The following is a 15,172-nucleotide window of genomic DNA, read 5'->3' as shown; positions in this document are numbered from 1 at the left end:
CAACGATCCGGCTGCTGGTGCACGGCCTCTCTGGTCTGACCTGGGCACCGGATCGCTCACCTTATCCGCCCCAGTTGACCGCAAACCATGGTGGTGACAAATTCCACTCCCCTTATAACGGGCCAAACCACCCAAGGCCTTCGGTTCGGGCACCGCCTTTTGGGATTGCTTTACCGGCAATCGGCCGCGCCCGCCGTGGTTCCCGTGAAGGTGGGGACGGGAACGGGGGCGGTCGCGGTTCCCTCGGGGGGCGCGGAGGGCTCCGTTTCGCCGTCGCGGGAGCTCTGCGGGGCCTGTTCGGTTTCGGCCGCCGCCGGGCTCGGCGGGGTCACCGTGAGCGGCTTGTCCGTCCGCAGGCGCTCGAAGAGTTGCGCCGCCTCCGGCTGCACCAGCTCGTCCCGGTTCGGGTCGGCGGCGTACGGGCGGCGGGGCACGGTGAGGAACTTGACCTGCTCCGCGGGTATGTCCCGCACGCCCCGTACCAGTTCGTACAGGCCGCGCAGCGAGGCCAGCCCGGGGTCGGTGGTCACCGAGGAGGTGGCGGCGTCCAGCAGCGGGTAGAGGCGGCCCGGGTTCAGCAGCACCCCGTTGCTCTGCACCTTCTTGACCAGCGAGCCGAGGAACTGCTGCTGGCGCTCCATCCGTTCGGTGTCGCTGCCGTTGCCGAGGCTGTAGCGGGCGCGGACGAACCCGAGGGCCTGCTCGCCGTGCAGGGTCTGCCGGCCGGCCGGGAGCTTGAGCTTCGCCTCGGAGTCCTTCATCGGCTGCTTGAGGCAGATCTCCACCCCGCCGACCGCGTCGACCATCTTCTTGAACCCGCCGAAATCGACCACCATGTGGTGGTCGATCCGGATTCCGGTGAGTTTCTCCACCGTACGGATCGTGCAGGCGGCCCCGCCCCACTCGTAGGCCCAGTTGAACTGGGCGAGCCGCTCGGCGGTGCGGCTGCCGTCGGCCGTCAGGCAGGCGGGGATCGGCGTCATCAGGTCCCGGGGTATCGAGACCGCCGTCGCGCTCCTGCGGTCCGCGGGCAGGTGCAGCAGGATCGCGGTGTCCGAGCGCTCGGTGCCGCGGTCCCGGCCGTAGCGGGCGTTCTCCTTGCCGGAGCGCGAGTCCGAGCCGATGAGCAGGATGTTCTGCGAGCCGCCCACGGAGTGGGTGGGGCGCTCGCGCTCGTAGCGCTCCAGCTCGGCGGCGGCCGAGGTGTCCTCGGTGATGTTCCCGTCGAGCTTGCGGTAGATCCACCAGCCGACCGCCGCCCCGCACAGGACCAGCAGGGCCAGCCCGAGGGCGATCCAGCGCAGCAGACGGCGCCGACGGCCGCGCGGAGGCTTCGAGGAGCCTCCGGCGGCTTCGGGGCCGCCCGGTATGCCTGCGCTGTCCGTCACTGGCGTTCCGTCCCCTCACCTCACGCGTGCGGGCCGTACGACCGAAACCACGGCCCCAGCCGATCGTGCCCCGCCCCCACCCCGGCGGCCCGGGGGCGGGCCCCTGTCTAGACCCATCCGGGTGACAGATCGCACGCGCCGCCCGCCCACCGCACGCGAACGGCCCCCGGCACACGCCGGGGGCCGTTCGTCGCGGTGCGGGCCGCTACGGGAGGTTGCGGGCCATGACGATCCGCTGGACCTGGTTCGTGCCCTCGTAGATCTGGGTGATCTTGGCGTCGCGCATCATGCGCTCCACCGGGTAGTCGCGGGTGTAGCCGTAGCCGCCGAGGAGCTGGACGGCGTCCGTGGTGACCTCCATGGCGATGTCGGAGGCGAAGCACTTGGCCGCCGCGCCGAGGTACGTCAGGTCGGCGTCACCGCGCTCGGAGGCGGCTGCGGCCTGGTAGGTCAGGGCGCGGGCGGCCGAGACCTTCATGGCCATGTCGGCGAGCATGAACTGCACGCCCTGGAAGTCGCCGATCGGCTTGCCGAACTGCTTGCGCTCCTGGACGTAGCCCTTGGCGTAGTCCAGGGCGCCCTGGGCGATGCCGAGCGCCTGGGCCGCGATGGTGATGCGGGTGTGGTCCAGGGTCTTCATCGCGGTGGCGAATCCGGTGCCCTCGGCGCCGATCATGCGGTCGGCCGGGATCCGCACGTTGTCGAGGTAGACCTCGCGGGTCGGGGAGCCCTTGATGCCGAGCTTCTTCTCCGGGGCGCCGAAGGAGACGCCCTCGTCGGACTTCTCCACGACGAAGGCCGAGATGCCCTTCGAGCGCTTCTCCGGGTCCGTCACGGCCATGACCGTGTAGTACTCGGAGACGCCCGCGTTGGTGATCCAGCGCTTGACGCCGTTGAGCACCCAGAAGTCACCGTCGCGCACCGCGCGGGTCTTCATGCCGGCCGCGTCCGAGCCCGCGTCGGGCTCGGAGAGGCAGTACGAGAACATGCCGTCGCCCTTGGCCAGCGGGCCGAGGTACTTCTTCTTCAGGTCCTCGGAGCCGGAGAGGATCACCGGGAGCGAACCGAGCTTGTTCACGGCCGGGATCAGGGAGGACGACGCGCAGACGCGGGCCACTTCCTCGATCACGATCACGGTGGCCAGCGCGTCCGCGCCCGCGCCGCCGTAGGTCTCCGGGACGTGGACGGCGTGCAGGTCGTTGGCGACGAGCGCGTCGTGCGCCTCCTGCGGGAAGCGGGCCTCCTCGTCGACCGCGGCGGCGAACGGCAGGATCTTCGCCTCGGCGAGCGAGCGGACGGACTCGCGGAGCATGTCGTGCTCCTCGGCCGGGCGGTACAGGTCGAAGTCGGCAGAACCCGCCAAGACTCTCACTCCCCAAGTGTGATGCGTGATGCTAACTACCGTTAAGTAACCCAAATCTTAGTGTCCGGCGTCCCGGCAGCGATATGTACGGAGTACGTGAGCTGCGTGACAGCCGGGTCTCCTGGGGAACGTCCCCCCTGAGCGGCCCGACTATGCTCAGTGGCCGCAAACGGCCCCGCACCTCTGGAGCACCCATGGCCCCCCTCAGGATCACTGTGATCGGCACCGGCTACCTCGGCGCCACCCACGCCGCGGCGATGGCGGAGCTGGGCTTCGAGGTGCTCGGGCTGGACGTGGTGTCGGAGAAGATCGAGATGCTGTCCGCGGGCCGGGTGCCGATGTACGAGCCCGGGCTGGAGGAGCTCCTCGCCGCGCACGTCGAGGGCCTGCCGGGCTCCACCGGGCGGCTGCGCTTCACGCAGTCCTGGGAGGAGGTCGGCGCCTTCGGTGACGTCCACTTCGTCTGCGTCAACACCCCGCAGAAGCACGGCGAGTACGCCTGCGACATGAGTTACGTCGACTCCGCGATCGAGTCCCTCGCCCCGCACCTGACCCGCCCGGTCCTGGTCGTCGGCAAGTCCACCGTGCCGGTGGGCTCGGCGGAGCGGCTCGCCGCGAAGCTGGCCGAGCTGGCCCCCGCGGGCGACGAGGTCGAGCTGGCGTGGAACCCGGAGTTCCTGCGCGAGGGCTTCGCCGTGCAGGACACCCTGCACCCCGACCGGATCGTGATCGGCGTCCACGGCGAGCGCGGCGAGAAGGTACTGCGCGAGGTGTACGGCACGCCGATGGCGGAGGGCAGCCCGCTGGTGGTGACCGACTTCCCGACCGCCGAGCTCGTCAAGACCGCCGCCAACTCCTTCCTCGCCACCAAGATCTCGTTCATCAACGCGATGGCGGAGGTCTGCGAGGCGGCCGGCGGCGACGTGGTCAAGCTGGCCGAGGCCATCGGCCACGACGACCGCATCGGCAAGAAGTTCCTGCGCGCCGGCATCGGTTTCGGCGGCGGCTGCCTGCCCAAGGACATCCGGGCCTTCATGGCGCGCGCCGGCGAGCTCGGCGCGGACCAGGCGCTGACCTTCCTGCGCGAGGTCGACTCGATCAACATGCGCCGCCGCGGCCACATGGTCGAGCTGGCCCGCGAGGCCGTGGGCGGGTCCTTCCTCGGCAAGCGGGTCGCGGTGCTCGGCGCCACCTTCAAGCCGGACTCCGACGACGTCCGCGACTCCCCCGCGCTGAACGTGGCCGGGCAGATCCACCTCCAGGGCGGCCAGGTCACCGTCTACGACCCGAAGGGCATGGACAACGCCCGCCGCGTCTTCCCGACGCTCGGGTACGCGGACTCGGCGCTGGAGGCGGCCCGCGGCGCGGAGGTCGTCCTGCACCTCACCGAGTGGCGCGAGTTCCGCGACCTCGACCCGGTGGCGCTGGGCGCGGTCGTCACCGACCGGCTGATCCTCGACGGCCGCAACGCCCTGGACACCGACCGCTGGCGCGCGGCCGGCTGGACCTACCGCGCGATGGGCCGCCCGCGCGCCTGAGCGCCGGATGCCGGGCGGGGCTCCGGGCTCCGAGCCGGGCTCCGGGCCGGGCTCCGGGCCGGGCTCCGAGCGGGGCTCCGGGCCGGGCCTGAGCTCATGCCGGTCTGCGGTGCTGGGCGGCGCGGGCCGTGAACTCGGCGTCGCGCAGCACACGCTGGGCGTTGCCCCAGGTCAGCAGGGCCAGGTCGGTTTCCGACCAGCCCCGCTCCAGCAGTTCCGCGACGAGCCGCGGATAGCCCGAGGGGTCGGTCAGGCCCGCCGGCCGGGGGACGCCCGGCTCGGTGCCGAAGGTGGCTCCGAGACCGACGCAGTCCGGGCCCGCCACGGCCCGTACGTGTTCCACGTGGTCGGCGACCGCGTGGAGGGAGTCGCCGGTCTGCGCCGCGTCGAACGTGACCATCGCCAGCCCCTGCGCGGCCCGCAGGGCCAGCAGCACCTCGTCCGTGACGTTCCCCGGATGCGGCTTCAGCGCCGCCGCGGCGGTGTGCGAGACGATCACCGGGGCCTTGGAGGCCCCCGCGAGCTGACAGGCCACCTCCGGCGTGCAGCCGGTCAGGTCCACCAGCATCGACAGGCGGTTCATCTCCTTGACCACCTCGTGGCCGAAGGGGGTCAGTTCGTCCCGGGCCCAGGGCGCTCCCGCGGGCGCGAGGATCCGTACGCCCAGCGCGTGGAAGGCGCGCAGCGCGCCCAGCGAATCGGTCAGCGTACGGCCGGTGACGGGGCCCAGGAACGAGGCGATACGGCCCCGGTTGCGGGCGTCGGCCATGTCGTCGGCGGTCAGCGCGAGGCACAGGCCGTCGGGGTAGCGGCGCATCAGGGCCAGCGCGACGTCGATCTGGTCGAGGGTGTCGGACAGCACCTGGTCGGGGGCCGCGGCCTCCTGCGGCAGCAGCAGCGACCAGAACTGGGCGCCGACCCCGCCGGCGCGCAGCCGCGGGATGTCGGTGTCGACACCGCTGTCGGGGGTGTCGATGTCGTGGTACGGGCTCTGGCGCAGCGTCCAGACGAGGGTGTTGTGCCCGTCCGTGACGGGATGTACGGACAGCAGCGCGACGGCCCGCTCCAGGGCGCTGCCCGCCGCCGGGGCGGACGTGTCCTCGGCACCGGCGGTGCCGGGTCCCGCGGGGACCGGGTCGGCGGTGTACGCGGTGTACGCGGTGGGCGCCGCGTAGTCGGTGTGCGGTTCATCCTGCAGGTCGGCCATGGCGTTCGGCTCCGGTCTCGGCGGCAGCAGGGAGAGAGATGCTGCCACGGTGACACGCGGGGCGGCCGGGCCGCCCGGCGGATGTGGCGTTCGGGTGTCGCCCGCGGGTCACACCCGAACGCCGGACCCGGCCGGTGGGGCCCCCGCCGCTAGAGCACCGCGTTGGAGGGGCCTCGGGACGCCGAGAGCTCGCGCGCCACCGCCTCCGCGTCGCGCAGCGCCCGTACGGCGTTGGACCAGGTCAGCTTGGCCAGGTCGGCCCGCGACCAGCCGCGCGCGAGCAGCTCCGCGATCAGGTTCGGGTAGCCCGCCACGTCGTCCAGCCCGGTGGGGGTGAAGGCCGTGCCGTCGTAGTCGCCGCCGATGCCGATGTGGTCGACGCCGGCCACCTCGCGCATGTGGTCCAGGTGGTCGGCGACCGTGGCGGCCGTGGCCACCGGGCGCGGGCGCCCGGCCTCGAAGGCCCGGTGCAGGGCCATCGCCTCGGGGGTGGTGTCGAGGTGGTGGAAGCCGTGCGCGCGCAGGTTCTCGTCCGCGGCCAGGGTCCACTCGACGGCTGCCGGGAGGATGAACTTCGGTACGAACGTGGCCATCGCGACGCCGCCGTTGGCGGCCAGCCGCTCCAGTACGTCGTCCGGGACGTTGCGCGGGTGCTCGCAGACCGCCAGCGAGGAGGAGTGCGAGAAGATCACCGGTGCGGCGGAGACGTCGAGCGCGTCGCGCATCGTGGTCGCGGCGACGTGCGAGAGGTCGACGAGCATGCCGATGCGGTTCATCTCGCGGACGACCTCGCGGCCGAAGTCGCTCAGACCGCCGTGGCGCGGCTCGTCGGTCGCCGAGTCCGCCCAGTCGATGGTGTCGTTGTGCGTGAGCGTCATGTACCGCACGCCCAGGCGGTGCAGGGCGCGCAGCGTGGCGAGCGAGTTGTTGATGGAGTGGCCGCCCTCGGCGCCCATCAGCGAGGCGATCCGGCCCTCGGCCCGGGCCGCCTCCATGTCGTCGGCCGTCAGCGCCCGTACCAGGTCGGCCGGGTAACGGTCGATCAGCTGGGCGACGGCGTCGATCTGCTCCAGGGTGGCGCTGACCGCCGTGTCGCCCGCGTAGTCGGAGCGTACGTACACCGACCAGAACTGCGCGCCGACGCCGCCGGCCCGCAGCCGCGGGATGTCGGTGTGCAGGTGGTCGCGCTGGTCGTCGGCGAGGTCGCGCTGCGCCAGGTCGTAGCGCACCTGCTGGCGCAGCGCCCACGGCAGGTCGTTGTGACCGTCGACGACCGGGTGCTCGGCGAGCAGCTCCCGCGCCTCGCCCAGGCGCTGCGCGGCGCTCACTTGCCGAATCCGAAGGAGTCGGCGCCCGCGACCTTCGTCCGCAGCCGCTTGCCCTTCTCGGTGGCCTGGTCGTTCAGCTCCTGCTGGAACTCCTTCATGCGGGCGAGCAGCTCCGGGTCGTGGGCGGCCAGCATCCGTACGGCCAGCAGCCCGGCGTTGCGCGCTCCCGCGACGGAGACGGTGGCGACGGGAACCCCGGCGGGCATCTGGACGATCGACAGCAGGGAGTCCATGCCGTCGAGGTACTTCAGGGGCACCGGTACGCCGATGACCGGCAGCGGGGTGACGGAGGCGAGCATGCCGGGGAGGTGGGCGGCGCCGCCGGCCCCCGCGATGATCGCCTTGAGGCCGCGCCCGGCGGCCCGCTCCCCGTACGCGACCATCTCGCGCGGCATCCGGTGCGCCGAGACCACGTCGACCTCGTAGGGGATCTCGAACTCGTCGAGGGCCTGGGCGGCGGCCTCCATGACGGGCCAGTCGGAGTCCGAGCCCATGACGATGCCGATGACGGGACCTGCGGTGGAGGTGCTCATGCGGTGATCGTTCCCCTGAGGTAGCCGGCTGCGTGGCGTGCGCGTTCCAGCACATCGTCCAGGTCGTCGCCGTAGGTGTTGACGTGACCGACCTTGCGGCCGTGCTTCACGTCCTTGCCGTACATGTGGATCTTGAGCTGCGGGTCGTGGGCCATGCAGTGCAGGTACGCCGCGTACATGTCGGGGTAGTCCCCGCCGAGCACGTTCGCCATGACCGTCCAGCGGGCCCGCGGGCGCGGGTCGCCCAGGGGGAGGTCCAGGACCGCCCGTACGTGGTTGGCGAACTGGGAGGTGATCGCGCCGTCCTGGGTCCAGTGACCGCTGTTGTGGGGGCGCATCGCCAGCTCGTTGACGAGGATCCGGCCGTCCGTGGTCTCGAACAGCTCCACGGCCAGGTGGCCGGTCACGCCCAGCTCCTTGGCGATGCGCAGGGCGAGGGCCTGGGCCTCGCCCGCGAGGGCCTCGGAGAGGTTCGGGGCGGGGGCGATCACCGTGTCGCACACGCCGTCGACCTGGATGGACTCGACCACCGGATAGGCCACCGCCTGGCCGTGCGGGGAGCGGACGATGTTGGCCGCGAGCTCGCGGGCGAAGTCGACCTTCTCCTCCGCGAGGACCGGCACGCCCGCCTTGAACGGGGCCTCGGCGTCCTCGGGAGTGCGGACGAACCACACGCCCTTGCCGTCGTAGCCGCCGCGCACGGTCTTGAGGATGACCGGGAAGCCGCCCACCTCGGCCGCGAAGGCCGCCGCGTCCGCCGGATCGCTGACGATCCGGTGGCGGGGGCTCGGGGCGCCGATCTCGTCGAGCTTCGCGCGCATCACCCCCTTGTCGGCGGCGTGCATCAACGCGTCGGGCCCCGGGCGGACGGCGATGCCGTCCGCTTCCAGGGCCCGCAGGTGCTCGATGGGCACGTGCTCGTGGTCGAAGGTGATCACGTCGCAGCCGCGCGCGAAGGCGCGCAACGTCTCCAGGTCGCGATAGTCGCCGATGACGACATCGCTCACGACCTGGGCCGCCGAGTCCTGCGGGGTGTCACTGAGGAGCTTGAATCTGATGCCGAGGGGGATGCCCGCCTCGTGGGTCATGCGGGCGAGCTGACCGCCGCCGACCATGCCGACTACCGGGAACGTCACCTCTCCAGGGTATCCGCCGGTATTCCGCCATCCGGACGTGACCCTGGCCCGTTCTGGTCGACGCGCGTAGCATTCGCGCCCCGTGTGCCGTGCCGTGTGCCGTGCGTCGCACGGTGTGCGAAGGCACAGACGGGCCTGCGGGGCGACACTTAGCATGGGCGGGTTGACCGAAGGCGGCAGACGCCTCCACGGACGCCCCCGAGCGGGGCGGTGACGACAGGACTGATCCATCACATGAGCACGCCGCAGCAGGGTTCCGCGCTCGAACGCGTACGGGGCCTCGCCCGCGAGGTCGCGAAGTTCGGGGCCGTCGGCGGCGTCGGTGTGCTCGTCAACCTCGGAGTCTTCAACCTGATCCGCCACACCACCGACCTCCAGGTGGTCCGGGCCAGCGTCATAGCCACCGTCGTGGCCATCATCACGAACTACCTGGGCTTCCGGTACTTCACCTACCGTGACCGCGCCCGCGCCGGCGGCTCCCGCGAGCTGCCGCTGTTCGTGGCCTTCAGCGTGATCGGCCTGGTGATCGAGAACGGCGTGCTGTACACCGCCACCTACGGGTTCGGCTGGGACGGCCCGCTCGCCACGAACGTGTTCAAGTTCATCGGCATCGGCACCGCCACCGTCTTCCGCTTCTGGTCGTACCGGACCTGGGTCTTCAAGGCCCTGCCGGAGCCGCGGCCGGAGCCCGTCGAGGTCGCGGCCGTGGTCTCCTCGCCGCGCGGCGACGCCGCCGGCACGACCGGCACCACCCGGGCCCCCGAGCACGCCGCCAAGTAGCGCATCGCCCGCGCGCCACCTGCGCGTGACTCGCGCGCCGGCCCGCTCAGCGCACCGTCTGCTCCGGCGCCGGCCGCTCCGGGGCCGTCCGGCTCAGGAACAGCGCGAACACGGGCGGCTGCGTCTGCAGCAGCTCCAGGCGCCCCCCGTCGGCCTCCGCGAGGTCCCGGGCCACCGCCAGGCCGATCCCGGTGGAATTGCGCCCGCTGATCGCCCGCTCGAAGATCCGGTTGCCCAGGTCCGGCGGGACCCCCGGCCCCTCGTCCGTGACCTCCAGCACCGCCTGGTTACCGATCACCCGGGTACGCAGCGCGACGGTGCCGCCGCCGTGCATCAGCGCGTTCTCCACGAGCGTCGCCAGCACCTGCGAGACCGCGCCCGGGGTGCCGACGGCCCGCATGCCCGTCTTCCCGGAGCGCACGATGGCCCGCCCGGCGCTGCGGTAGGCGGGCCGCCACTCCTCCACCTGCTGTTTGACGACCTCGTCCAGGTCGAAGGGGACCGCCGAGCCCGTCCGCGGGTCCCGCGAGTTCGTCAGCAGCCGCTCGACCACGTCCGTGAGCCGCTCCACCTGGGTCAGGGCGATCGTCGCCTCTTCCCGTACGGTCTCCAGGTCGTCGGTGACCGTGATCTCCTCCAGCCGCATCGACAGGGCCGTGAGCGGGGTGCGCAGCTGGTGGGAGGCGTCCGCGGCCAGCCGCCGCTCGGCGGTCAGCATCCGCGCGATCCGCTCCGCGCTGGAGTCCAGTACGTCCGCGACCCGGTCCAGCTCGGGGACCCCGTACCGCTTGTGCCGCGGCCGCGGGTCGCCCGACCCCAGCCGCTCGGCCGTCTCGGCCAGGTCCGTGAGCGGCGAGGCCAGCCGGTTGGCCTGCCGTACGGCGAGCAGTACGGCCGCCACGACGGCGAGCAGCGCCACCGCTCCGACCACGGCCAGGGTCCGCCCGACCTCCCGGGTCACCGTGGAGCGGGACTCCTCGACGACGACGGTCTCGCCCTGCTCGCCCTTGGCGGTGCCGCGGATGACGCTGTCGGGGATCTTGTCGCCGACCTCCACGGGCGGCTGCCCGGGGACGGTGATGCGGGCGTACCCGCCCATGTCGAGCTGTTCGGCGAGGGCGTGGGCGTCGATGGGCTTGCGCTCCAGGACGCTCGACTCGACCATGCCGACCAGCCGCAGCGCCTCGGACTCGATGCGGTCCTGGGCGCTGCTGGTGATCGTCCGGGTCTCCACGATCACCAGGGAGACCCCGAACACGGCGATGACGACGAGCACCACGGCGAGCGTGGAGTTGATCAGGCGGCGGCGCATGGTCCCGGGAGGCCGCTCAGCTCTTCTCGAAGCGGAAGCCGACCCCGCGGACCGTGGCGATGTAGCGCGGGTTGGCGGCGTCGTCGCCGAGCTTCTTGCGCAGCCAGGAGATGTGCATGTCCAGGGTCTTGGTGGAGGACCACCAGGTGGTGTCCCAGACCTCGCGCATCAGCTGGTCGCGGGTGACGACCCGGCCGGCGTCGCGGACCAGGACCCGCAGCAGGTCGAACTCCTTGGCCGTGAGCTGGAGCTCCTCCTCGCCCATCCACGCGCGGTGCGACTCGACGTCGATCCGCACGCCGTGGGTCGCGGGGGCCTGGGTGGCCTCGTTGGCCCCGCGCCGCAGCAGGGCCCGGACCCGGGCCAGCAGTTCGGCGAGGCGGAAGGGCTTGGTCACGTAGTCGTCGGCGCCGGCGTCCAGGCCGACGACCGTGTCGACCTCGTCCGCGCGGGCGGTGAGTACGAGGATGGGGAAGCCGTGGCCCTCGGCGCGCAGCCGGCGGGCGACTTCGAGGCCGTCCATGCCCGGCAGGCCCAGATCCAGGACGACGAGGTCGACGCCGCCCTGAAGTCCCGCGTCCAGGGCCGTGGGGCCGTCCTCGCGGACCTCGACCTCGTACCCCTCCCGGCGCAGGGCGCGGGCCAGGGGCTCCGAGATGGAAGCGTCGTCCTCGGCGAGCAGTACACGCGTCATGTGGGTGATGGTAGTCCGCGGCGGGTGTGCGCAGGGGCGTGCCCGGGGACCCCTTCCGATCTGGGCTCATGAACTACTAACGGCCTTCGAATACGATCAAACGGTTCCCCGGAATCCTGTGATCCATATCTCAAGTCCTTCCATATGCCGCAGTGTCCTGTCGTATGGTGGCGAGACGCCTGATGCACTACCCAGGGGACCTTTGTGCCGAAAAGCGAGCCGAGGACCTCAAATTCTGCTCTGGTCGGTTTCAACCGGCCCAGATGACAGTGAATGACCTGTGGGCCGGGCCCCTCGCGCGAAGGTGCGCGACGGGGCGTGGATCCCGGTTACGGATGTTCCCTGCCCCCCTCCTCAAGGACGGGGGCAGACCCCTGGGCGTGGGGTGGGACACCCGTCGCCGGTGCCGGCCACCCCCCACCGGGCGCTGTTCCGCTCACGAAGCGAAGCGTCCCGAGCAAGCAAGGATCGACCATGGCTTCCAGCCTGACGAAGGATCCGGCGGCGACTCCTGCCGACGAGAAGACCTTCTTCGGACACCCCCGTGGCCTGGCCACTCTCTTCATGACCGAGATGTGGGAGCGGTTCAGCTTCTACGGCATGAAGGCCCTCCTCCTCGTCTACCTGCTCTCCGGTGGCCCGGATGCCAAGAAGGGCAGCCTGGCCGGCGGCATCGGGATGGACGAGGGCACGGCGATCACCGTGTTCTCCATCTACGTCTCCATGGTCTACCTGCTCGCGCTGCCCGGCGGATGGCTCGGCGACCGCGTCTGGGGCCCCCGCAAGACGGTGACGATCGCGGCCGTGACGATCATGTCCGGTCACATCATCCTCGCCCTGCCGGGCGGCGCGACGTTCTTCGTCGGCCTGGCCCTCGTGGCCCTCGGCTCGGGTCTGCTCAAGGCCAACATCTCCACGATGGTCGGCCAGCTGTACAAGGACGCGAACGACCCGCGTCGTGACGGCGGCTTCACCATCTTCTACATGGGCATCAACGCCGGTGCCTTCTTCGCGCCGCTGATCATCGGCACCGTCGGCCAGAAGGTCAACTGGCACCTCGGCTTCGCGCTCGCCGCGGTCGGCATGGGCATCGGCCTCGTCGCCTTCCTGCTGGGCACCAAAAACCTGAACCCGGTCAGCTCGGTCGTCCCGAAGCCGCTGTCGGCCGAGGAGCGCACCTCCTGGATCCGCAAGATCGTCGCCGTGCTCGCCGCCGTCGCGGTGTTCTACACCGCCGTGGGCATGTCCGGCATGTTCACCAAGGCGTGGGCGACCATCCCGCTGACCCTGATCGGTCTGATCGTTCCGGCCGGCGTGCTGATCCGCATCAAGCGGGACAAGGACCTCAACCGCGACGAGCAGTCGAAGATGACCGGCTACATCTGGTTCTTCGTCGCCGCGGCCGTCTTCTGGATGATCTACGACCAGGGTGCCTCGACCGTCCAGTCCTTCGGTGAGACCAAGGCCTCCGGGGCGCTGCTCGGCTTCGAGTTCCCCTCGTCCTGGTACCAGTCCCTGAACCCGGTCTTCATCATGGCCCTGGCCCCGGTCTTCGCCTGGATCTGGGTGTGGCTGAACCGCAAGGGCAGCGAGCCGTCCACGGTCGGCAAGTTCGCCGCGGGCCTGTTCTTCGTCGGCGTGTCGTTCTTCTTCTTCCTGGTCCCGATCGGTCTGGCCGCGAACGGCCAGGCGGTGAGCCCGATGTGGCTCGTCGGCATCTACCTGATCCAGACCGTCGGCGAGCTCTGCCTCTCCCCGGTCGGCCTGTCGGTCACCACGAAGATGGCACCGGCCAAGTACGCCTCGCAGATGATGGGCGTGTGGTTCCTCGCGGTCACCGCGGGCGACTCCATCACCAGCCTGCTGTCCGACCCGGCCGTCTTCGGCATCGACCTCAACGGCACCTCCGCGGTGGCCATCGAGGCCACCCTGGCCGTCCTGGCCGCGGCCGCGGTGTTCATGTACCGCAAGAAGGTCAAGACGCTCATGGGCGACGTGCGCTGACGCACCACCCGCGCGCGGGGCGGCTCGGCACACCGGAAGGTGTGCCGAGCCGCCCCTTTTGTTTCCCCCGAAGGGGTGAGTGCCCCGGCGGACGTCAGTTGCCGCGCGTCTCCGACGCGAATCCGACCAGGAACGATTTGAATCCGCAGCCGACCTTGGCGGGCGATCCCGTCTTCGCCCACGCACTGCGGTAGGTGCGGCGCACCACGTGCTCGCGGACCCCCTGCACGGTGTCGCAGGTGATGACCGCGCGGTGCCTGGCGCCGGAAGGGAAGCCGCCCGTGCAGCGGGAGGTGGCGTTCGGCCGCCCGAAGCCGTCCATGTCGGCCGTGGTCCTGCACTTCCCGCTGTGGTGCGCGGCCGACGCGGAAGGCGTACCGAGAGCCCCCAGCACGCAGAGGGCGACGAGCCCGACCGCGGCGTACTTGAATGTCATGTTTCTTCCCCGCTGTCCCTGTGGACCGGACGTATCGATCGACTCCCGGAGCCTGGCACGAAAAGGGCCGCGCGCCCTTCCTGGGGGGAGGGGCGCGCGGCGGGGGGAGCGGCCGGTCAGCGGGGGCCGCGCAGGCGGCGCCATGGCGTGAACGTGAAGACCGCGCCCCCGAGCAGGATCACCGTGCCGGCGACCAGGGCGAGGGCCTTGATGCCGCCCTCGTCCTCGGCGCCCGTCTCGGCGAGGCCGCCCGAGGCGGAGGTGGAGCCGGTGGTGGCCGGTGAGCCGGAACCGCCCTCCTGGGCGGTGGTGTCGAGCTCCAGCGAGACGCCGCTGCTGGCCGCCTTGCAGGGCACGTTGATCGGCGTGGCGCCCGGGGCCATCGTGACGTCGATCGTCAGCTGGTCCGGGCTCAGCGTGACCTTGCCGGTCTTGCCGGGCTTGTAGCTGCCGGTCATGTCGCTGAGGCTGACCGGGGCCTTGTCCGGGATCGGCTCGGCGTTGGCCGGTCCGGAGACCTTGACCATGCCGCTGTCGGCGCCGCCGAGCTTGATGTTCATCGAGGGCTTGAGGGCGCCCGCGGGCAGGGCCATCGGGCTGGCCATGGCGCCCTTGGCGGTCTTGACGGTCAGGTCGTAGCTGCCGCCGTTCTTCTTGGCGTTGATCGTGACCGGGGTCTTGATGCCGCCGGGGACGACCGGCCCGCAGTCGAAGGCGACCTCGACGGGCTTGCCGGGGAAGTCGGTCTGGCCGCCACCGCCACCGGCGGTGCTCCCGGCGGTGGTCCCAGCGGTGGTGCCGGAGGTCGTACCGCTGGTCGTCCCGGACGTGGTGCCGCTGGTCGTACCGGCGGTGGTGCCGGAGGTCGTGCCGCTGGTCGTGCCGGACGTCGTACCGGAGGTCGTGCCGCCGCTGGTGCCGGCCGACACGTCGATGGTGGCGCCGACGCCCACGGCACCGGTGGGTGCGCACTTGGTGACGAACGTGCCGAAGGAGAAGGTGACCGCGACGTCGTACTTGCCGGGGGTCAGCGTGATCTTGCCCGCCTTGGTGAGCTTCAGCTTCCCCTTCATCGTCGACATCTGCATGGGCGCCTTCTTGGGGATCGGCGGGTTCTTCTTCTCCCCGACGACCTTCAGCTCGCCGCCCCCGCCGCCCACCGTGATCCAGCCGGTGGGCTGGACCGAGTCCTGCGGGATGTCCATCAGGTCCGTGTTGTTCGAGGCCGGCTTGACGGTCTCCCAGGACACCTCGACCTCGTCCCCGACCTTCGCCGACGCCGGGGCGCTGACCTTGGCGGTGGTCTCGCCCTCCACCGGGTCGCCGCCGCCCGCCGGCGGCACGCACTTGACGTTGAACTTGGTCTCGGCCGCCTGGGCGGGGCTCGCCCCGATCGCGATGCCGGCGCCGCCGAGCAGCAGCGCGATCACGGCCGCGCTCACCCTCCGTTGGG

General features: G+C 71.4%; 13 protein-coding genes. 3 read left to right on the top strand and 10 right to left on the bottom strand.

Annotation, left to right across the window (positions count from 1 at the left end; translation table 11 throughout):
* Positions 1-170: 170 nt before the first annotated feature.
* Both CP980_RS20400 and CP980_RS20395 read right to left on the bottom strand, forming a co-directional pair.
* A complete protein-coding gene (locus CP980_RS20400) occupies positions 171-1,388 on the bottom strand; it encodes an LCP family protein (RefSeq protein ID WP_132757333.1) in 1,218 nt (405 codons plus the stop codon).
* Between the two features lie 205 nt (positions 1,389-1,593).
* Positions 1,594-2,751, bottom strand: coding sequence for an acyl-CoA dehydrogenase family protein (locus tag CP980_RS20395; protein WP_053693660.1), 1,158 nt, complete (start codon positions 2,749-2,751; stop codon positions 1,594-1,596).
* 194 nt (positions 2,752-2,945) lie between these two features.
* On the opposite strand from CP980_RS20395, the gene CP980_RS20390 reads away from it, so the two are divergent.
* Positions 2,946-4,289 (top strand): UDP-glucose dehydrogenase family protein, encoded by a 1,344-nt coding sequence (locus tag CP980_RS20390; RefSeq protein ID WP_150528771.1) that lies wholly within the window; start codon positions 2,946-2,948, stop codon positions 4,287-4,289.
* 94 nt (positions 4,290-4,383) lie between these two features.
* Here CP980_RS20390 and CP980_RS20385 read toward each other — a convergent pair whose 3' ends face one another.
* The 4 genes from CP980_RS20385 to CP980_RS20370 form a co-directional block, all read right to left on the bottom strand.
* The gene (locus CP980_RS20385; RefSeq protein ID WP_229907248.1) at positions 4,384-5,544 is read right to left on the bottom strand and encodes a dipeptidase; all 1,161 of its coding nucleotides are present in this window, start codon (positions 5,542-5,544) and stop codon (positions 4,384-4,386) included.
* Positions 5,545-5,645: 101 nt separating this feature from the next.
* Entirely contained in the window at positions 5,646-6,824 is a 1,179-nt protein-coding gene (locus CP980_RS20380; RefSeq protein ID WP_132757337.1) for a dipeptidase, read from the bottom strand.
* Positions 6,821-7,357: a 5-(carboxyamino)imidazole ribonucleotide mutase gene (gene purE / locus CP980_RS20375; RefSeq protein ID WP_132757339.1), complete on the bottom strand. Its 537-nt coding sequence runs from the start codon at positions 7,355-7,357 to the stop codon at positions 6,821-6,823. The genes CP980_RS20380 and purE overlap by 4 nt, the downstream gene beginning before the upstream one ends.
* A complete protein-coding gene (locus CP980_RS20370) occupies positions 7,354-8,493 on the bottom strand; it encodes a 5-(carboxyamino)imidazole ribonucleotide synthase (protein ID WP_132757341.1) in 1,140 nt (379 codons plus the stop codon). Before CP980_RS20370 ends, purE begins: the two co-directional genes overlap by 4 nt.
* Positions 8,494-8,727: 234 nt before the next feature.
* On the opposite strand from CP980_RS20370, the gene CP980_RS20365 reads away from it, so the two are divergent.
* Positions 8,728-9,273 carry a GtrA family protein gene (locus CP980_RS20365; RefSeq protein ID WP_150528770.1) on the top strand — a complete coding sequence of 182 codons (546 nt, stop codon included), beginning with the start codon at positions 8,728-8,730 and terminating at the stop codon, positions 9,271-9,273.
* A gap of 46 nt (positions 9,274-9,319) precedes the next feature.
* Here CP980_RS20365 and CP980_RS20360 read toward each other — a convergent pair whose 3' ends face one another.
* Together CP980_RS20360 and CP980_RS20355 are read right to left on the bottom strand one after the other, a co-directional pair.
* Positions 9,320-10,585 carry an ATP-binding protein gene (locus CP980_RS20360; protein ID WP_099891843.1) on the bottom strand — a complete coding sequence of 422 codons (1,266 nt, stop codon included), beginning with the start codon at positions 10,583-10,585 and terminating at the stop codon, positions 9,320-9,322.
* 16 nt (positions 10,586-10,601) lie between these two features.
* A complete protein-coding gene (locus tag CP980_RS20355; protein ID WP_099891841.1) occupies positions 10,602-11,279 on the bottom strand; it encodes a response regulator transcription factor in 678 nt (225 codons plus the stop codon).
* Positions 11,280-11,753: 474 nt separating this feature from the next.
* Between CP980_RS20355 and CP980_RS20350 the strand changes: the two genes are divergently transcribed.
* Complete coding sequence (locus CP980_RS20350) at positions 11,754-13,283, top strand: peptide MFS transporter (RefSeq protein ID WP_132757344.1); 1,530 nt, start codon at positions 11,754-11,756, stop codon at positions 13,281-13,283.
* A 94-nt stretch (positions 13,284-13,377) separates the two neighbouring features.
* Here CP980_RS20350 and CP980_RS20345 read toward each other — a convergent pair whose 3' ends face one another.
* On the bottom strand, positions 13,378-13,719 hold the full coding sequence (locus tag CP980_RS20345; protein WP_099891836.1) for a hypothetical protein: 342 nt from the start codon (positions 13,717-13,719) through the stop codon (positions 13,378-13,380).
* Positions 13,720-13,835: 116 nt separating this feature from the next.
* The gene (locus CP980_RS20340; protein ID WP_167535860.1) at positions 13,836-15,161 is read right to left on the bottom strand and encodes a hypothetical protein; all 1,326 of its coding nucleotides are present in this window, start codon (positions 15,159-15,161) and stop codon (positions 13,836-13,838) included.
* Positions 15,162-15,172: the final 11 nt, after the last annotated feature.

It is taken from the genome of Streptomyces vinaceus (assembly GCF_008704935.1).
GTDB classification, from domain to species: domain Bacteria; phylum Actinomycetota; class Actinomycetes; order Streptomycetales; family Streptomycetaceae; genus Streptomyces; species Streptomyces vinaceus.
This window is presented reverse-complemented; position numbering and strand designations above follow the sequence as displayed.